Origin of the sequence: Pseudomonas syringae pv. coryli str. NCPPB 4273 (assembly GCF_000972175.1) — a bacterium.
GTDB classification, from domain to species: domain Bacteria; phylum Pseudomonadota; class Gammaproteobacteria; order Pseudomonadales; family Pseudomonadaceae; genus Aquipseudomonas; species Aquipseudomonas syringae.
The window spans coordinates 17556-34782 of the sequence record NZ_AWQP01000016.1; the positions used below are offsets into that span (position 1 = coordinate 17556).

General features: G+C 61.9%; 16 protein-coding genes and 1 pseudogene. 1 reads left to right on the top strand and 16 read right to left on the bottom strand.

The features are described from left to right. The first annotated feature begins 111 nt into the window (after window positions 1-111). A complete protein-coding gene (locus P406_RS07760) occupies window positions 112-1635 on the top strand; it encodes an amidase (RefSeq protein WP_046235866.1) in 1524 nt (507 codons plus the stop codon). A gap of 43 nt (window positions 1636-1678) precedes the next feature. On the opposite strand, the gene P406_RS07765 is transcribed toward P406_RS07760, so the two are convergent. The 16 genes and pseudogenes from P406_RS07765 to P406_RS30160 all read right to left on the bottom strand — a co-directional run. Further along, window positions 1679-4060 carry a glucose/quinate/shikimate family membrane-bound PQQ-dependent dehydrogenase gene (locus tag P406_RS07765; protein ID WP_046235867.1) on the bottom strand — a complete coding sequence of 794 codons (2382 nt, stop codon included), beginning with the start codon at window positions 4058-4060 and terminating at the stop codon, window positions 1679-1681. Window positions 4061-4268: 208 nt separating this feature from the next. After that, window positions 4269-5018, bottom strand: a complete 750-nt coding sequence (gene phnP / locus P406_RS07770) for a phosphonate metabolism protein PhnP (RefSeq protein ID WP_046235868.1) — start codon at window positions 5016-5018, stop codon at window positions 4269-4271. Next, window positions 5009-5575 (bottom strand): phosphonate metabolism protein/1,5-bisphosphokinase (PRPP-forming) PhnN, encoded by a 567-nt coding sequence (gene phnN / locus P406_RS07775; protein WP_046235869.1) that lies wholly within the window; start codon window positions 5573-5575, stop codon window positions 5009-5011. Before phnN ends, phnP begins: the two co-directional genes overlap by 10 nt. Beyond that, the gene (locus tag P406_RS07780; protein WP_046235870.1) at window positions 5575-6720 is read right to left on the bottom strand and encodes an alpha-D-ribose 1-methylphosphonate 5-triphosphate diphosphatase; all 1146 of its coding nucleotides are present in this window, start codon (window positions 6718-6720) and stop codon (window positions 5575-5577) included. The genes phnN and P406_RS07780 overlap by 1 nt, the downstream gene beginning before the upstream one ends. Further along, complete coding sequence (gene phnL / locus P406_RS07785; protein ID WP_024693647.1) at window positions 6714-7430, bottom strand: phosphonate C-P lyase system protein PhnL; 717 nt, start codon at window positions 7428-7430, stop codon at window positions 6714-6716. Before phnL ends, P406_RS07780 begins: the two co-directional genes overlap by 7 nt. Window positions 7431-7471: 41 nt before the next feature. Next, complete coding sequence (gene phnK / locus P406_RS07790; RefSeq protein WP_046235871.1) at window positions 7472-8293, bottom strand: phosphonate C-P lyase system protein PhnK; 822 nt, start codon at window positions 8291-8293, stop codon at window positions 7472-7474. Beyond that, window positions 8290-9174, bottom strand: a complete 885-nt coding sequence (locus tag P406_RS07795) for an alpha-D-ribose 1-methylphosphonate 5-phosphate C-P-lyase PhnJ (protein ID WP_004412612.1) — start codon at window positions 9172-9174, stop codon at window positions 8290-8292. Before P406_RS07795 ends, phnK begins: the two co-directional genes overlap by 4 nt. Continuing rightward, window positions 9171-10250, bottom strand: a complete 1080-nt coding sequence (locus P406_RS07800; protein WP_046235872.1) for a carbon-phosphorus lyase complex subunit — start codon at window positions 10248-10250, stop codon at window positions 9171-9173. The genes P406_RS07795 and P406_RS07800 overlap by 4 nt, the downstream gene beginning before the upstream one ends. After that, on the bottom strand, window positions 10250-10846 hold the full coding sequence (phnH, locus tag P406_RS07805; protein WP_046235873.1) for a phosphonate C-P lyase system protein PhnH: 597 nt from the start codon (window positions 10844-10846) through the stop codon (window positions 10250-10252). Before phnH ends, P406_RS07800 begins: the two co-directional genes overlap by 1 nt. Beyond that, on the bottom strand, window positions 10846-11310 hold the full coding sequence (phnG, locus tag P406_RS07810; protein ID WP_004410778.1) for a phosphonate C-P lyase system protein PhnG: 465 nt from the start codon (window positions 11308-11310) through the stop codon (window positions 10846-10848). Before phnG ends, phnH begins: the two co-directional genes overlap by 1 nt. A 14-nt stretch (window positions 11311-11324) precedes the next feature. Next, complete coding sequence (gene phnF, locus P406_RS07815) at window positions 11325-12074, bottom strand: phosphonate metabolism transcriptional regulator PhnF (RefSeq protein WP_046235874.1); 750 nt, start codon at window positions 12072-12074, stop codon at window positions 11325-11327. 36 nt (window positions 12075-12110) lie between these two features. After that, a complete protein-coding gene (phnE, locus tag P406_RS07820) occupies window positions 12111-12899 on the bottom strand; it encodes a phosphonate ABC transporter, permease protein PhnE (protein ID WP_003403611.1) in 789 nt (262 codons plus the stop codon). 28 nt (window positions 12900-12927) lie between these two features. Beyond that, complete coding sequence (phnD, locus tag P406_RS07825; RefSeq protein ID WP_046235875.1) at window positions 12928-13938, bottom strand: phosphonate ABC transporter substrate-binding protein; 1011 nt, start codon at window positions 13936-13938, stop codon at window positions 12928-12930. Window positions 13939-13982: 44 nt separating this feature from the next. Beyond that, window positions 13983-14816, bottom strand: a complete 834-nt coding sequence (gene phnC / locus P406_RS07830) for a phosphonate ABC transporter ATP-binding protein (RefSeq protein WP_004410760.1) — start codon at window positions 14814-14816, stop codon at window positions 13983-13985. A gap of 238 nt (window positions 14817-15054) precedes the next feature. After that, complete coding sequence (locus tag P406_RS30155; protein WP_370737593.1) at window positions 15055-15819, bottom strand: methyl-accepting chemotaxis protein; 765 nt, start codon at window positions 15817-15819, stop codon at window positions 15055-15057. A gap of 93 nt (window positions 15820-15912) precedes the next feature. Then, window positions 15913-16944, bottom strand: a pseudogene (locus tag P406_RS30160) (HAMP domain-containing protein); the annotation flags it as partial. Between the last annotated feature and the right edge of the window lie 283 nt (window positions 16945-17227).

A 17227-nucleotide genomic window follows, 5' to 3' on the forward strand; every position in this document is an offset into this window, starting at 1 on the left:
ACGTGCGCCCAATCTGGAAAAAGAGGCGCGACGCAGATGTGTGACGCAGAGCGTCACGAAATGCATTCCCACGCGGAGCGTGCGGAACGATGACATTCGGGAGAACACTCCATGCAAAAATCGTCCGAGCTGCTCGGTAAATCTGCCACCGAACTGCGTGCGCTGATCGGCAACAAACAGCTCTCTCCGGTGGAATTGCTGGACGCCTGTATCGAGCGGATTGAAAGCCTGAACCCGAAGATCAACGCGTTCGCCGCGACCTGTTTCGAGCGCGCCCGCGACGAGGCACTGCTGGCCGAACAGGCCGTCATGCAGGGCAAATCTCTGGGGCTGCTGCATGGCCTGCCAATCGGCATCAAGGACCTGGAAGAAACCGCCGGGGTACTCACCACCTACGGCTCGCAACTGTTTCGCGACAACATTCCCGCGCAGGACAACCTGTTCGTCGCGCGCCTGCGTGCAGCCGGGGCAATCATGGTCGGCAAGACCAATGTTCCGGAGCTGGGCGCAGGCGCCAATACCCGCAATGTGGTGTGGGGCGCGACCGGTAACCCGTTCAATCCTGAACTGAATGCCGGCGGTTCCTCGGGTGGATCCGCCGCCGCACTGGCCGTCGACATGGTGCCGTTGTGCAGCGGCTCGGACACCGGCGGTTCGCTGCGTATTCCTGCGGCGCTGTGCGGTATCGTCGGCCTGCGTCCTTCACCAGGGCTGGTGCCGAGCGAACGCAAAAAGCTCGGCTGGACACCGATTTCAGTGGTAGGCCCCATGGGCCGCAATGTTGCCGATACCCTGCTGCAACTGCGCGCCAGCGCCGGGCTGGGGCAGTCCGACCCGTTGAGTTATGCCATCGCCGCTGACGAGCTCTCACCGCGCCCGATCGACCTCAGCCAGCTGCGTGTCGGCTACAGCGAAGACTTCGGCGCGTGTGCTGTGGATGACAAAATCCGTGCCGTCTTTCGGGAAAAGATCAGCGCCCTGAAATCGCTGTTCAAGTCCTGCGAAGCCATCGACCTGAACCTGACCAGCGCCCATCGCACCTTCGACGTACTGCGTGCCGAAGCCTTCGTCGCCGGGTTGCAGGACGCTCACGACCGCGATCCTGATGCACTGGGGCCCAACACCCGCGCCAATTTCGACATGGGGGCCGCGATGTCGCTGCAGGACTGCGTCAAGGCGCATGGCGAGCAAAGCCGGATCTTTCGCGGCTTTCAGAAACAATTCGAGCACTACGACCTGATCCTCGCGCCCACCACGCCAGTCTCGCCCTTCCCCTGGAGCGAGCTGTACCTGCGCGAAGTCAACGGCGTGCCTCTGGACAATTACTATCGCTGGCTGGCGCTGTGCTACATCATCACCCTGACCACCAATCCGGCGCTGTCCCTGCCCTGCGGCGCCGACCACAACGGTATGCCGTTCGGGCTGCAGGTGATCGGCGGATTTCGTGGCGATGCGAAACTGCTGGCCTGCGCTGACGCGATCGAGCAGGCAACGCTGAATGATCTACGCCTGTCACGTCCGCGTCCCGACCTGCAGAAACTGCTGGCCTCGGCGGTCGACCTGACCCACATCGTCACGCATCCGCCGATCTATGGCGGGTCGAGAACGGGCAAGCCGGAGATTGGGGCGATGTAAAAAAGGCTGAGGGGCAGCATCTGCCCCTCAGAGGTGATACGCGTTACTTGGGCAACGCGTAGGCAATCACGTAATCGCCACGATCCGGCGATTGGCGGGCACCGCCGGCAGTGAGCAGGATGTACTGCCTGCCGGTCTTGGGCGATACATAGGTCATCGGGCCGGATTGGCTGCCGACTGGCAGACGTGCCTTCCAGATTTCATTGCCGTTGCCGCTGTCGAAAGCGCGCAGGTAGAAATCCTGCGTACCGGCGAAGAACAGCAAGCCCGACTGGGTGGACAACGAGGCACCCAGCGTCGGCATACCGATCGGAATCGGCAGGCCCATGCGAATGCCCATCGGGCCTGTGTCCTTCACGGTGCCGACCGGAACCTGCCACATCAGTTTCTTGGTTTTCAGGTCAATCGCCGACATGGTGCCGAACGGCGGTGCCTGGCAGGGAATGCCGACGGCAGACAGGAAACGCTGACGCATGGCCCCGAAAGGAGTACCGGTCTGTGGCACAACACCCATTTCGATACCGCTGGCACCGGCGGCGATCTTGTCGCGCGGGATCATGTAGTTGGCCAGGCCCAGGCGCATGTCATTGACGAACATGTAGCTGTTGGTCGGGTCAACCGAGACACTGCCCCAGTTCATGCCACCCAGCGAACCCGGGAACTGCAACGCCGGGTCCAACCCAGGTGGCGTGTAGACACCCTCGTGACGCATGCCTTTGAAGGCGATCCGGCACATCAACTGATCGAATGCCGTGGCGCCCCACATGTCCGACTCTTTCAGGGTCTGGTTGCCGATCGAAGGCATGTCCACCGAGAACGGCTGGGTCGGCGAATAGCGCTCGCCCGGCACGTTACCTTGCGGCACAGGGCGTTCCTCGACCCGCGAGATCGGCACGCCGGTTTCGCGGTTGAGCAGGAAGATCTCGCCCTGCTTGGTAACTTGTGCCAATGCCGGCTGGGTACCGCCCTTGCCGTCTGGAATGTCATACAGCAACGGCTGCGCCGGGATGTCGAAGTCCCACAGATCGTGGTGAGTCATCTGGAAGTTCCAGCGCACCTGGCCGGTCTTGACATCGACCGCCACGACTGACGAGGACCACTTGTCATCCTGCTCGGTACGCGTCCCGCCGAAGAAGTCGGGTGTTGCGTTACCGGTCGGCAAGTAGATCAGGCCAAGCTTGTCATCGTAGGACATGGCCGACCAGACGTTCGGCGTGCCACGGGTATAGGTTTCGCCTGCGGGCGGACGTTTGGTGGTATTCGGGTTACCCGGATCCCACGCCCAGACCAACTCACCCGTGTGCACGTCGTAGGCGCGTACTACGCCCGGAGGCTCACCGGTAGAGAAGTTGTCGGCAACACGACCACCGACAACCACCACATTGCCCGCTACCAGTGGCGTCGAGGTTTGCTGGTAGTAGCCCTCCTTGACCTCGCCCATGTCGGTTTTCAGGTCGACCACGCCTTGATTGCCGAAGTCCTTGCAGGTCTCGCCGGTCTTGGCGTCGAGTGCGATCAGACGCGCGTCGCCGGTCGGCAGGAACACGCGCGCGACGCATGCGCCTGAGACTGATGGTGCCGGCGCATTGGCTGTCGCTGCTTCGGCGACAGGTGCCGCGAAGTAGCCTAGGCCTCGGCAACGCTGCCAGTTGGGCGCACTGCCCTGAGGATCGAACTTCCAGCGCTGTGTGCCGGTATCTGCATCGAGTGCGAAGACCTTACCGTAAGCGGTGCAGGTGTAAACCGTGTCGCCGATCTGCAGCGGAGTGTTCTGGTCCTCTGCGCCGGCCCCGGTACTTTGCGGGATGTCGCCGGTATGAAAGGTCCAGGCGACCTGCAGCTTGTCGACGTTGCTTTTGTTGATCTGATCCAGAGCGGCAAAACGGTTGCCTGCCGGAGTGTTGCCCCAGTGCGCCCAGTCCTTTTGCTCGGAGCCCGGAGCCACCGGAACCACATCAGGCACGCTGGCGGCGCTGACCACATGGCTCGGTACGAACATATAACCGATGGTCGCCACAACACCAATGGCCAACAGACCGGCCAGGCCATAGGCACCGCGCCCTGCCTGAGCACCCGAGGCGCGAACCAGTGTCGGATAGATCAGTGCCACCACCAGGCCGATGACGGCGAAGGTCAATACTCGGGAAACCAGTGGCCAGTAATGCAGGCCTGCATCCCAGACAGCCCAGATGGCGGTCAGTATCAGGGCAATGCCATACAGCAAGGCACCTTTGGGCTTGCGGGCGGCGATCAGTACACCACTGACCAGCATCGCCAGGCCCATCAGCAGGAAGAACCAGCTCCCGCCAAGCGATACCAGATAGCCACCGCCACCTGCCAGCCAGAGTCCGATCAAGGCGATCACCCCACCCAGTCCAGGCAGCAGGAACCTGCCGACTGCCCCTGTATTTTGCGCATTTGTCATTTTTCAAACCTGTCGGATTTTCACAGGCGCGCAGAATGTACTAAACGGTTCATTAAGACAAATTGTCGCAGCCTGCCCGGTATGTAAAAGGATCATGGCCGAGCGACATCAGGCAGATTCAGGTCACTGACAGAGCGGGTCAAAGCCGTGATGCGTCTAGCGCGCAGGATTGCGGGCGATCAGCGAACAGAATTTTCGCGCCAGCGTTCTACAGGGTCATCCCGTCCTGACCGACGAACACTTGATCAGGCAATTGCCCCGCTCGCCCCATCAACCACGCATCCAGCGTATGGCCGACATGCGTCAGCACCGCCCTGCCCGGTCGTAGCCAATCGATGGTTTCTAGCGCCAACGTCAGGTCATTGTGATTACGCGGCGGCTGAGGCTGTGGAGGCATGGAGCAGTCGAGCACCAGCAGGTCCAGCGGTGCACGTTGCAAGTACTCGCGGGTGTCGTCGGGCAGGCCGACGGTGTCGGTCAGGTAGGCAAAACGTTGCCCTTCACCTTCGAACAGGTAGCCGAACGTAGGCTTTGAGTGCGCCAGTGGCAGCGCGGTGACCTGCAGCGCGCCCAGTGCACGGCGTTCGAAAGCGGCGAATGGCTGGCTGAAATCCAGAATGCCGGGGTGTTTGTAGAGGTCGGCCAGGCCTTCCGGATCCGCCGGGCCGTGGACCGGAATCACCAGCCCCTGGCCCCAGCGCAGGTGCAACAGCCCCTGCGCATGGTCGGCGTGGTAGTGCGTCTGCAGAATCCCGCTCAGGCTGCGCGGTGGGAAACGCTCGGTGAGGTCGGTCAGGCCGCTGTCGATCAACCAGCGCTGGTCGGCGCACTCGATCAGCGCGCTGCACGGCAAGCGGCGCAGATCATGGTCGGCATGCGCGGCAGCACACGCCACACACTGACAACCGTAGACCGGCACCTGTCGGGCGTCACCGGTGCCCAGCAGGGTCAGGCGCATGCGTGACGCTTGTCGAGCAAGCCGAGCAGCGTGGCAACGGTGTGTTGCAGATCAGCGGAATTATCCAGCGGGAAGACCTGCGGATTGCTCGCCAGCAAATCTCCGGCAAAGCGCGAGTTGCGCGCAAGGCGCTCCTCGATTTCCGCAAGGCTTTCCCGGTTGCGCGCCAGCAGGCGCTTGCGCAACACCTCCTGATTGACCGTCAGCAACACCGCCAGCAGCGTGGGATAGCGCGCCTGCGCCTTTTGCAGATGCGCCCGGGAGCCGTTGATCAGGACGTCATGGCCTTCCAGCAGCCACTGATCGATCTCGACGGGAATGCCGTAGTGCAGACCATTGGCCTGCCAGCTCAAGGCGAACGCGCCTCGCTTGCGCATCTGCTCGAACTGCTCGACGGTCACCGCCTGCGCCGCCTCGCCCACCGCTTCGGCAGAACGGGTGATCACCCGCCGAACGATTCGGCAATCGCGTTGCGCCAGGGTATCCCGGGCCGCGTCCAGCAGGCTGTCCTTGCCTGATCCGGACGGCCCGATAAGATAGATCAACCTGCCAACCATCAAAACACCCTCTTGCCTTGTCGCCAGACCTTGTCGATAACCGGCAGGCCAGCATGATCACGCGCCTGGATCAGATCAGCGCGCAGCCCCACACGTATTTCACCACGATCCGCCAACCCGGCAGCCACGGCCGGCGTGCGGCTGACCATGTTGATCGCCTGCGGCAGGTCACATGCGTTGTCCTGAGCGGCGAGCATGAATGCAGACTGCAACAGGCTGGCCGGGTAGTAATCGCTGGACAGAATATCCAGCAACCCGTCACGGGCCAGCGATGCTGCCGCCACGTTACCGGAGTGCGAGCCGCCGCGCACGATGTTCGGTGCGCCCATCAACACGCTCATGCCCAGTTGCCGACAACCACGGGCCGCTTCGAGCGTGGTCGGGAACTCGGCGATGTTCATGCCGAAACCCGCCGACTCCTCGACATGCGCCATGGTTGCATCGTCGTGACTGGCAATCGACAGGCCGCGCGCCAGGCACAGTTCGACGATCGCACGCCGGTAGCGGTCGGCGTACTCGTTGGAGTTGGCCACCTGCTCGACGATGAAGCGGTCCATTTCCTCGTTGTTCATGTGGTACTTGCCCATGTAGTACTCGCGGTACTTGGACTCCAGGGCAAACTGACGCTGGCCGGGCGCGTGGTCCATCACCGAGACCAGTTGCACCAGTGGCTGGTCCACCAGATCGCGAAACACGCTCAAGGTATCCGGGTGACTGACCTCACAGCGCAAGTGCAGCACGTGCTCGGCGCGGGTCAGGCCTGCCGCATTGGCGTCGGCAATCGCCTGCAGCATGGCGGGCAATTGCTGCATGCGCTTGCCTTTGGGGTTGATGTCGCCGATCGACAGCGCGTCGAACACCGTGGTGATGCCTGCCGCGACGATTTGCGCATCGTGGCTGATCACCGCCGACATCGACGGCCAGTCGACACCCGGACGCGGCGACAGGTGCTTTTCCAGGTTGTCGGTGTGCAATTCCACCAGCCCCGGCAGCAGGTAATCGCCCTGCATGTCCTGGGCCTGACTCAACTGGCTGCATCCACTGTCGACCTCGGCAATCAGGCCGTCACGGACCACCACAGTGCCGGTGAATACCTGCTCGGCCGTCACCACGCGGGCGTTACTGAAAACCTGTTCGTTCAGCATTGCAGCAACTCCTTGGCGGTAAGGTCCACCGGGGTCATGTCGAGTTGACGATTGGCGACTGCCTCGCGGGCGTCGCGGTCATGGAAAATACCGATCAGCGCGGCACCGGCCTGTTTGGCCTCATCGACCAGTTCCAGCACCACCCGGCGGTTGGCGTCGTCCAGCGACGCAGTTGGTTCGTCGAGCAACAGCACCGGCCATGGCACCATGAACGCGCGCGCGATGTTGATGCGCTGCTGTTCGCCACCGGAAAACGTACTGGGCGCCAGCGGCCACAAACGCTGCGGAATATTCAGCCGCCCCAGCAGCAGTTGCGCGCGCTCCTGCGCCTGCTCACGGGACCAGCCGCGCGCCAGGGCCGGTTCCATGACCACGTCCAGGCTGGACACACGCGGAATCACGCGCAAGAACTGGCTGACGTAGCCAAGCGTTTTGCGTCGTACCTCAAGCACCTGGCGCGGGGTTGCGCCGACCAGTTCGGTCCACTCGCCTTCATGCTGCACGCGAATGCTGCCGGCGGCAGGCAGGTAATTGCCGTACAGGGTGCGCAGCAGCGTGCTTTTGCCCGCGCCGGAGTGCCCGCTGAGCACCAGGCATTCGCCAGCACGCACCGAGAAATTCAGCCCGCGCAGCACATTGAGGACCACGCCGTTGTGCTGATGCAGGGTGAAGGTTTTCGACAGGTCACGGACCTCGATCAAGGTTGTCATCGGGCTCACCTCTTCTGTACAGGCTGTTCGGACAGTGCGGCTCATGGCTGCAATACCGAGGACACCAGCAGTTGCGAATACGGGTGCTGCGGGTCATCGAGAATCTGGTCGGTCAGGCCGCTTTCGACCACTTCCGAGCGACGCATGACCATCAGCCGGTCAGCCAGCAGCCGCGCGACCGCCAGATCATGGGTGACGATGACCACGGCCAGATCCAGCTCGCGCACCAGCCCGCGCAACAGATCGAGCAAGCGGGCCTGCACCGACACGTCGAGCCCGCCGGTGGGTTCGTCCATGAACACCAGCCTGGGGCTGGAGACCAGATTGCGGGCGATTTGCAGGCGCTGTTGCATGCCGCCGGAAAAGGTCCGCGGCAGGTCGTCGATGCGCTGCGGATCGATCTCCACCTGGGTCAGCCAGTCCAGCGCGGCACCGCGCAACTGCTGATAATTGCGTACCCCCTGTGCCATCAGACGCTCGCCGATATTGGCACCGGCCGAGACGCCCATGCGCAGGCCATCGCGCGGATTCTGTTCGACAAAGCCCCACTCGGTGCGCAGCAAGGTGCGCCGCTGCGCCTCACTGGCGCTGTACAGGTCGAACCAGTCGCCCTGCTTGCTGCGATAGTCGATGCTGCCGCGATCCGGCGGGCAACGTCCGCTCAACAGCGAGAGCAGCGTGGATTTCCCCGAGCCGGACTCGCCGACGATGCCCAACACCTCGCCGGGGTACAGATCGAAACTGACGTCCTGACAGCCCTTCTGCACACCGTACAGACGGGTCAGGCCGCGTACTTTGAGCAGCGGCTGCACAGCCTCGGGAAGGCGCTCGCCCGCCGCGTCCAATGAACGTGCACTGATCATCGGTCGTTCTCCTGCTGTTTGACGCGCTGGGCGCAGTAATCGGTGTCGGAACAGACAAAGCTCTGCGTCCCGGCATCGTCGAGAATCAGCTCGTCGAGAAAGGAATCATGGCTGCCGCAGATCGCACAGCACTGCTCCCAGCGCTGCACCTCGAACGGGTGATCCTCAAAGTCCAGGCTCACCACCTGCGTATACGGCGGCACGGCGTACAGACGCTTTTCGCGCCCCGCACCGAAGAGCATCAATGCCGGGCTCATGTGCAGCTTGGGGTTATCGAATTTGGGAATCGGCGACGGGTCCATCACATAGCGTTCATCGACCATCACCGGGTAAGCGTAACTGGTGGCAATATGACCGAAGGTGGCGATGTCCTCGTAGAGTTTGACGTGCATGACGCCGTAATCATCCAGCGCGTGCATGGTCCGGGTCTCGGTTTCCGAGGGCTCGATGAAACGCAGCGGCTCGGGAATCGGCACCTGATAGACCATGATCTGATCGGCGTGCAGCGGTGTTTCCGGGATCCGGTGACGGGTCTGGATGACCGTCGCCTCGGGCGTGCGCTCGGTGGTGGCGATGCCGGCCGTGCGGGCAAAGAAACGCCTGATCGAAACCGCGTTGGTGGTGTCGTCAGCGCCCTGGTCGATGACCTTGAGCACATCATCGGCGCCCAGGATCGCCGCGGTCAGTTGCATCCCGCCGGTGCCCCAGCCATACGGCAGCGGCATTTCGCGCCCGCCGAACGGCACCTGATAACCGGGGATCGCCACCGCCTTGAGCAAGGCGCGACGAATCATGCGTTTGGTCTGCTCGTCCAGATAAGCGAAGTTGTAGGCCTCATCCCGTGCAGGCCTTTGTGTGGTGTTGATCGGTGCATGAGTCATTGGTCGCTCCCCGGTTTCGGTGCAGACTTGCGCAGCTTGCGGATCAGCTCCAGCTCGGACTGGAAGTCGACGTAATGCGGCAGCTTGAGGTGCGAGACGAAACCCGCCGCTTCAACGTTGTCGCAGTGCGCCAGGACGAACTCTTCCTGCTGGGCCGGTGAGAGGATCTCTTCGTTGAATTCCTCGGCGCGCAGCGAACGGTCCACCAGTGCCATACCCATCGCCTTGCGCTCCGCGTTACCGAACGCCAGGCCGTAACCCCGGGTAAACTGCGCGGGTTCGCTGGCCGAGCCGACGAACTGATTGACCATCTCGCACTCGGTGACTTCGATGTCGCCGATCACGATCGGGAAACCCAGTTCTTCGGGTTCGATCCAGACTTCCACCTCGCCGATACGGATTTCCCCGGCGAACGGGTGGTTGCGGCCATAGCCGCGCTGGGTCGAATAACCCAGCGCCAGCAGAAACCCCTCATCGCCACGCGCCAGTGCCTGCAGGCGCTGGGCACGACTGGACGGATACTCCAGCGGCTCGCGGGTGATGTCCGCCACTCGCTCACCGTCGTCGACTTCGGGCTTCATCAGCCCTTCCTTGGCCAGCAATCCGAGCACTCGCGGACAGGGCTCCAGCGTGGCGTGCGGGGTGACTTCCGGGCCCGGGTGCTCGCCTTCGGCCAGCAGGGTGAAATCCAGCAAGCGATGGGTGTAGTCGAAGGTCGGCCCCAGCAATTGACCGCCAGGGAGGTCCTTGAACGTGGCCGACAAGCGACGGTTGAGCTGCATGCTCGAAGTGTCGATGGGCACGCTGGCACAAAAGCGCGTCAGCGTGGTGCGGTAGGCGCGCAACAGGAAGATCGCTTCGATCAGATCGCCCGCCGACTGCTTGATCGCCAGTGCAGCCAGTTGCGGATCGTACAGCGAACCTTCGCTCATGACCCGTGCTACCGCCAGCGGCAGTTGCTGGCGGATCTGCTCGACGTCGAGTTCGGCAATGCCGGTGTCGCCACGACGCCTGCTGGCCAGCAGACGGTGAGCGTTATCGATGGCCTGTTCGCCACCCTTGACCGCGACGTACATCAGGCACACTCCTGCACGCGAGTGCTGCGTGGCAAGCCGAGCAATCGACTGCCCGAGATAAAGAACACATCCAGCCCGCAAGGGAAGACATTACGTGCTTCACGTGCGGCCCAGAAACCTTCATCCAGCGGCAGGGCCACCGAATGGTGTCGCTCGATGCCCGGACCGCTCCAGGCAAGCATCCGCCCGCCTTCCAGGTCAGGCAGCTGGATCAGCAAGGTGCAGGACTGATCCGGGTAGCGGTCATTGCCGGTATCGAAATCGTGCAGTTGCAGGGCAGTCGATGCATCGAGCAACGCGAAGCGCGCTGCGTGCCGCTCAGTGACAATCGGGCTGCCGCAATGAAAGGCAATGTTCGCGCGAATCGCCGGGGTATCGAATGCCGGTGCCAGCCACACTGGCGTGTCCAGGTCCAGTAACGCCAGGCACAAGGCGTGGGTGGCACTGTCCAGGCCCTGCAAGGCCGGCGGCTGGTGCGCGCTGGGCAGGGTCTGAATCACCCCCGGACCGGACAACGCCTTGAGGGCGACACGAAAACTGCGCTGGGCATCCAGTACCGGATCGCTGAAGGCAGGTTGCAAAAGGACGGCATTCATCAGTCTTCTCCTCGGACCAGGGTAAAGAATTCGACTTTGGTGGCAGCGGCCTCGGCGTCCTTGCGCGCCCGACGCTCGGCTTGCGCACGCGCCAGGGGCTCGATCAGTTCGGAGAGCCACCAGGCCTGCTGCGCGCCCTGCAAATGCGCGTCGGCCAGCGCCGCCAGTTCAGCGTGATGCTTGTCGCGTCCGGCCAGATAGCTGTAGCCGGTGCGCCCATCGGCCAGACGCACCACACAGCGCGTCACACTCATCTCGCCAAGGTTGAAGGCTGAACCGGTGCCGCCCATACGGCCACGCACCAAAGTCATACCGATTTCCGGGGCGCGGATCATCTGGTAATCGGTGTCGCGCAATGCCGCTTCGTGACGCTGCAATCGCTCGCGGCTCGGCTCATCGACATGGGCGCGCGCCAATACGCCCATCCAGTGCTGACGTGCGGCTGTTTCGGGGGATGCTTGCATGGAACACCTCGGGGTCAGTCCGTCGTTGGGTGGCCAGCCATCTGGCTGTCGGCAATCGCGTTGAATGCCACTTGATACTGGAAGCGGTCAGAACGGCTGACCGAGCGCGAAAGCTCTACGGGCTGCCCCGACCGGTCACACGAAACCGTCAACACCGTCAGCGCAGGCATGTGCCGCGGCATCAGCAGCAGCCCGGCCTCGCCGCGGGACGGCAAGCGGGCACCGATGAGGCTCTGCGCACGGCTCAATGGCAACTCGCGCTCGGCCAGGTACTGGCGCACCGAACCGCCCTGATAATCAGCCAGCAACTCGCTGTAACGGGCGCTGTAGCGATGGCAGATCAGACTCATGGCCTGACCGTCCAGCTTGCGCAAGGTCTGCAGCTCGATCAGTGGCGCATGCTCTTCCAGCCCGAGATGCAGCGCATCTTCCTGACTGGCGAGGCATTCGCGGCGCACCAGCAGCACGGCCTCGACCCCGATGCCTTGCGCCGACAGCGACTTGCTGTAAGCGCTGTCGGCCTGCATCGGGTAGATCAACGGGCGTTCCAGTACCTGAGTGCCCTTGCCCTGCCGGCGCAGCACGCTGCCCTCGCGGACCAGCTCGTCGACCGCACGGCGGATGGTGTGGCGGTTGACGCTGAAACGTTCGGCCAGCTGAAACTCCGCCGGCAGGTAATCGCCAGGCAGATACGTGGCCAGCTCGTCACGCAACGTCTCGGCCAGTTCCAGATACATCGGCTCAGATTGTCTAGACAACTGCATGGTTAAAAAAAGTGTTCATTGAACACCCCTCTTCTGTCAGATGAATTGCTTGCGCAGGCGCTGCGACATGATGTCGATGACGCTTACCACAACGATGATCACCAGCAGCACGGCGCTGGTCTGGACGAACGCAAAGGCGCGAATGTTTTCCCAGAGGATAACCCCGATGCCCCCTGCGCCGACCATCCCGACCACGGTCGCCGAGCGCACATTGGATTCGAACCGGTATAGAGCATAGGAGATCCACAGCGGCATGACCTGCGGAATGACTCCGTAGATGACTTCCTGCAAGGCGCTGGCACCGGTGGCGCGCACCCCTTCGACCGGTCCGGGCTCTATGGCTTCGACAGCCTCGGCGAACAGTTTGGCGAGGACCCCGGTGGTGCTGATCCACAGCGCCAGCACCCCGGCAAACGGCCCCAGCCCGACGGCGACCACGAACAGCATCGCAAACACCATCTCGTTGATCGAACGAAAAGCGTCCATGCAGCGCCGCAGCGGCAGGTGAATCCACCACGGCGTGATGTTCTCGGCGCACAGAATGCCCAGCGGTATCGAGCAGACAATCGCCAGCGCCGTGCCCCACAGAGCAATCTGGATAGTCACCAGCATTTCCTTGAGGTAACTGCGCCACTCACGGAAGTCCGGCGGGAAGAAATCGGCGGCGAATGTGGCCATGTTCGACGAGTCGCGAACCAGTGCCATCGGGTTCATTTCTGCGCCGTGCCAGGCCCAGGCCAGTGCGGCGAGCAACAGGCCCCAGCCCAGATAACGGGACCAGTTGGGTTTGCCCGCAACCTGGGTGTAGGCAACATGAGTGGTCATGACGAACTCCTGATCGTGAACGGCTGGCTCAACCTGCGGAGCTGCCTGCGGTTTTCTGGTTCAGCTCGGTGATGCGCTCCTGCAACTTGCTCAGGCTGGCATCGATATCCTTGAGACGGGCGGCTTTCTCCTGCTCGTCCAGCGTGGTGCTGGCCACCACTTCGGTGCGCTGCTTGAACAGTTCGAGTTGGCGAATGGGCAACAACTGGTCATCGCTGGACTTGAGAAACTTGCCCATCTGCATGTTCTTCAGCACGGTTTTCTCTTCATCGGTATTGCCGTAACTGGTGAAGAATTCACGAATCTTTGCCTTGTCCTGGTCCGACAGCGCCTTGCTCCAGACAATCGGGTCGGCCGGGATCAGCGGCGATTTCCAGATCACCTTGAGTTGCTCGACCTTGTCGGGCTGAGTCACGGCCAGGCGATCCCAGCTTTCGGTATTGAAGGTCGCAACGTCCAGCTGCCCCTTGGCAACACTGAGGGCGTTGACTTCATGACTGGAGTTCAAGGTGCGCTTGAAGGCGGTGGACGCATCGACATGGTTTTTCGCAAACACGTAATAACCTGGCACCAGATAGCCCGAAGTGGAGTTCGGGTCACCGTTGCCGAAGGTCAGGCTCTTGGCGTTATTGAGCATGTCTTCGACGTTATTGATCGGGCTGTCCTTGCGCACGATCAGCAGGCTCCAGTAGCCCGCGTCACCGTTGGCGGCGGAGGTCTGGGCAAAGATCTCGCCGTTGGAGCGGTCCACCGCTTCCATCGCCGCCTTGTTGCCCAGCCAGGCCACGTCCACCTTGTTGAAGCGCATGCCCTGAATCAGGCCGGCGTAGTCCGAGGCGAAGGTGGCGTTAACCTTGAGACCGGTCTTGCGGCTCATGTCATCGAGAAACGGCTGCCAGATACTTTTCAGGTTTTGCGAAGACTCGGTGGACATGATGCCGAAATTGATGGCTTTTTCTTCTGCGGCCTGGACCGTGCCCAACGCGCAGGCAGTCAGCAAGGCGGCAGAGGCGAGAAGACGACCGATACGCTTGAACATGCAGGCTCTCCGGAAAATGTCAGGTGGGGGATGTTGAAAGGACGTCAGACCTTGGCCAGCGTCAGGCTGGCTTTTTGCCGCACGCGCCGGCTTCGCTCGGTGATCATCAGACTCGCGTCCGCGTCTGCACCGTAGAGGTCGTTGAGAAACTGTTTGCTGAGGTCCTGCGCCTGGCCATCGAAATGAATGCGCCCTGCCTTGAGGGCCACCGCACGCGGGCAATAGCGCACCGCATAATCGACCTGATGCAGGGTCACCACGACCGTCTTGCCGTCGCGGCGGTTGATGTCGGCGAGGATTTCCATGACGCGGCGGGCCGATTCCGGGTCCAGCGAGGCAATCGGTTCGTCGGCGAGGATCACTTCGGCGCGCTGGGTCAAGGCCCGGGCTATCGCCACCCGCTGCTGCTGACCGCCGGACAGGGTCGACGCCCGTTGCGCGGCAAGGTCCGCCAGCCCGACCCTTTCCAGCGCAGCCATTGCACGCTGTTTTTCCTCGTTGTTGAACAGCGCCAGACTGCCGCGCCAGCGCGGCATGCGCCCCAGACAACCGAGCAGGACGTTGTCCAGCACGCTGAGGCGATTGACCAGATTGAATTGCTGGAAGATATAACCGATATCGGCGCGCAGACGTCGCACCTGGCTGTTGAGGCGGCCGGAGGACTGAACCTCGCGCCCAAGCACCTGAACCTGACCACCATTGCTGCGATCGCAGCACGCCAGGCCGGCGAGATGCCGAAGCAGCGTTGACTTGCCCGAACCGGAAGCGCCAATCAGCGCGACCATCTCACCGGGTTGTATAGACAACGCAAGGTCAATGAGCGCGCTTTTGTGGGAAAAGGTCTTGTTCAGGCCTTGTACATGAATGGCTTCGTTCATGAGGCTTCTCGGTCTGTGCACGACCCGGGACAGGTCGCATTTGGTTGTCAACCAAACTGAACCTGTGTTGTTGCAGCCTCATGAACCGAGAGTGACCAAGTGATAACAGTTTGTCGCCAATCGTGTGGCAACGGACAGCGGTGACCGTCATCCGCTGCATTGCCACGCAGGAGCGTTAGAACGAACGGCGACCAGGCAGCCGCTCCCGGTACGGCAGAGCGGCGCAGATGCAGCCGGATCAGATCCGGAAGCTGCCCACTAGTTGCTGCAGACGCGCAGCCTGCTCTTCCAGCGAGTTGCAGGCATCCAGGGTCTGGCGCAGGTTGTCGACGCCCAACTGGTTGAGGGTGTTGATGTGAGTGATGTCGACATTGATCGACTCGACCACCGAGGTCTGCTCCTCGGTTGCCGCCGCGACCGACTGGTTCATGCCGTTGATCTCTTCGATGCGGCGGGTCACGCTGCTCAGACGCTCGCCGGCCAGGTTGGCGATGCCGACGCTGTCCTCGCTCTGACGCTGGCTTTCAGTCATGTTGGTCACTGCGTCGCGCGCGCCGACCTGCAGCTCTTCAATCATGGTCTGCACTTGCTGGGCAGAATCCTGAGTGCGGTGCGCCAGGTTGCGCACTTCGTCGGCCACTACCGCGAACCCGCGCCCTGCTTCACCGGCACGCGCCGCTTCGATGGCCGCGTTGAGCGCCAGCAGGTTGGTCTGCTGGGAAATGCTGGTGATCACTTCAAGAATCTGCCCGATGTTGGCGGTCTTGCCGTTCAGGCTTTCGATGTTCACGCACGACTCGCTGATCTTCCCGGACAGCTCGTTCATCGCCTTGATGGTCTGCTGCACGACATTCTGACCGTCGCTGGCCAGGCCGCTCGCATCGCTCGACTGCTGCGAGGTGCGTGCCGCATTCTGGGCGATTTCCTGGGCTGCGGCGCCCAATTCGTTGATCGCCGCCGCCACGCTTTCGGTACGGTTGGACTGCTGGTCGGAGTTGCCCATCGACGCGTTGGAGACCTTGACCACCCGGGTGGCAACCTCGCCCAATTGCGCGGCAGTCGAAGCCACTTCACGGATCGAGGTGTGAATACGCTCGACGAAGCGGTTGAACGACTCGGCCAGTTCACCGAATTCATCCTGCGTAGTGATGGCCAGACGCTTGGTCAGATCGCCCTCGCCGTCAGCGATATCACGCATCGCGCGACCCATCTGATGCAAGGGTTGCATCAACACGCGAATCAACAGGCCCAGCAGCAGGATGATCACCACCACCACTACCACCATGGCCGTGATGGCCGAGGCACGGAACTCGGCCAACATGGCGTAGGCGGAATCCTGCTCGAGCACCAGTGCCACGTACCAGTTGGCCGTCGAAACACCTTGAACAGGCGTGAAGGAAATGATTTCCGGCTTTTTACCGGAGTCGATTTCAGTCACACCCGTGGTAATTTTCGGCGTATTGGTCGGGTAGGCTTCGCTGATGTTCTTGAGCACCAGTTTGCTGTCCGGGTGCACCAGGATTTTGCCGTCGGCACTGACCAGAAATGCATAGCCATGGCCATCGAAATTCAGCGAGTTGATGATCTTGGTGACGTTGTCCAGAGCGATATCAGCACCGGCCACGCCCACGAACTGATTCTGAAATTTGACCGGTGTGGCCATGGTCATGACCAGCTTGCCGGAAGATGCCGCGATGTAGGGTTCGGTCACAATGGTGCCGGGCGCATTCTGTGCCGCCTTGTACCAGCCACGCGCACGCGGGTCGTAGTCAGCGGGGCGATTGGCGGACGGCACCGAGAACATCACGCCGTCGGTGCTGCCAAAGTAGCTCAGCTGAAAACTGTCGGTGTAGGCAGGCAGGCCAATGGCGCGCTGCAACTGTGGCAGTTCCTTGCCATCCGCGGCGATTTGCTGCGACATCGACTGCAGCAATTGCATGCGGCTTTCCAGCCAGGTCTGAATATTCTGCGTGGTGAGCGTACCCAGTTGTTGCAACTCGGACTTGACGCTGGATTTGAGTGACTGACGCTGGCGATAGTCATTGACGACAATGAACACGCTGAACGCAACAACCACAATCAATGCAGCGGCAAGAAGGATTTTCTTGCTGAACCCCAGACTCTTCATAGCGGATACTTCCACGGCAAAAAACCAATAAGGACGATCTCTGGATCGCCAATCAAACTTCACAACGGTGCCGTCTATTTCACGTTACAACCCACAGGCCGTTCAGCAACCGGAGCCGATACACCTGCCGCGGCGTCAATCACCAGGCAGATCCGAGTATCGAAACCTTACAGAGACGCTTGTATCGCCATATCGGCGCAATCCGCGAGTCCTTGATTATTTTTTTCGTCGCAGGTCGAGACGTCCTTCCCACAATCGACACTCAAGCGTGCAGAACAGGAAA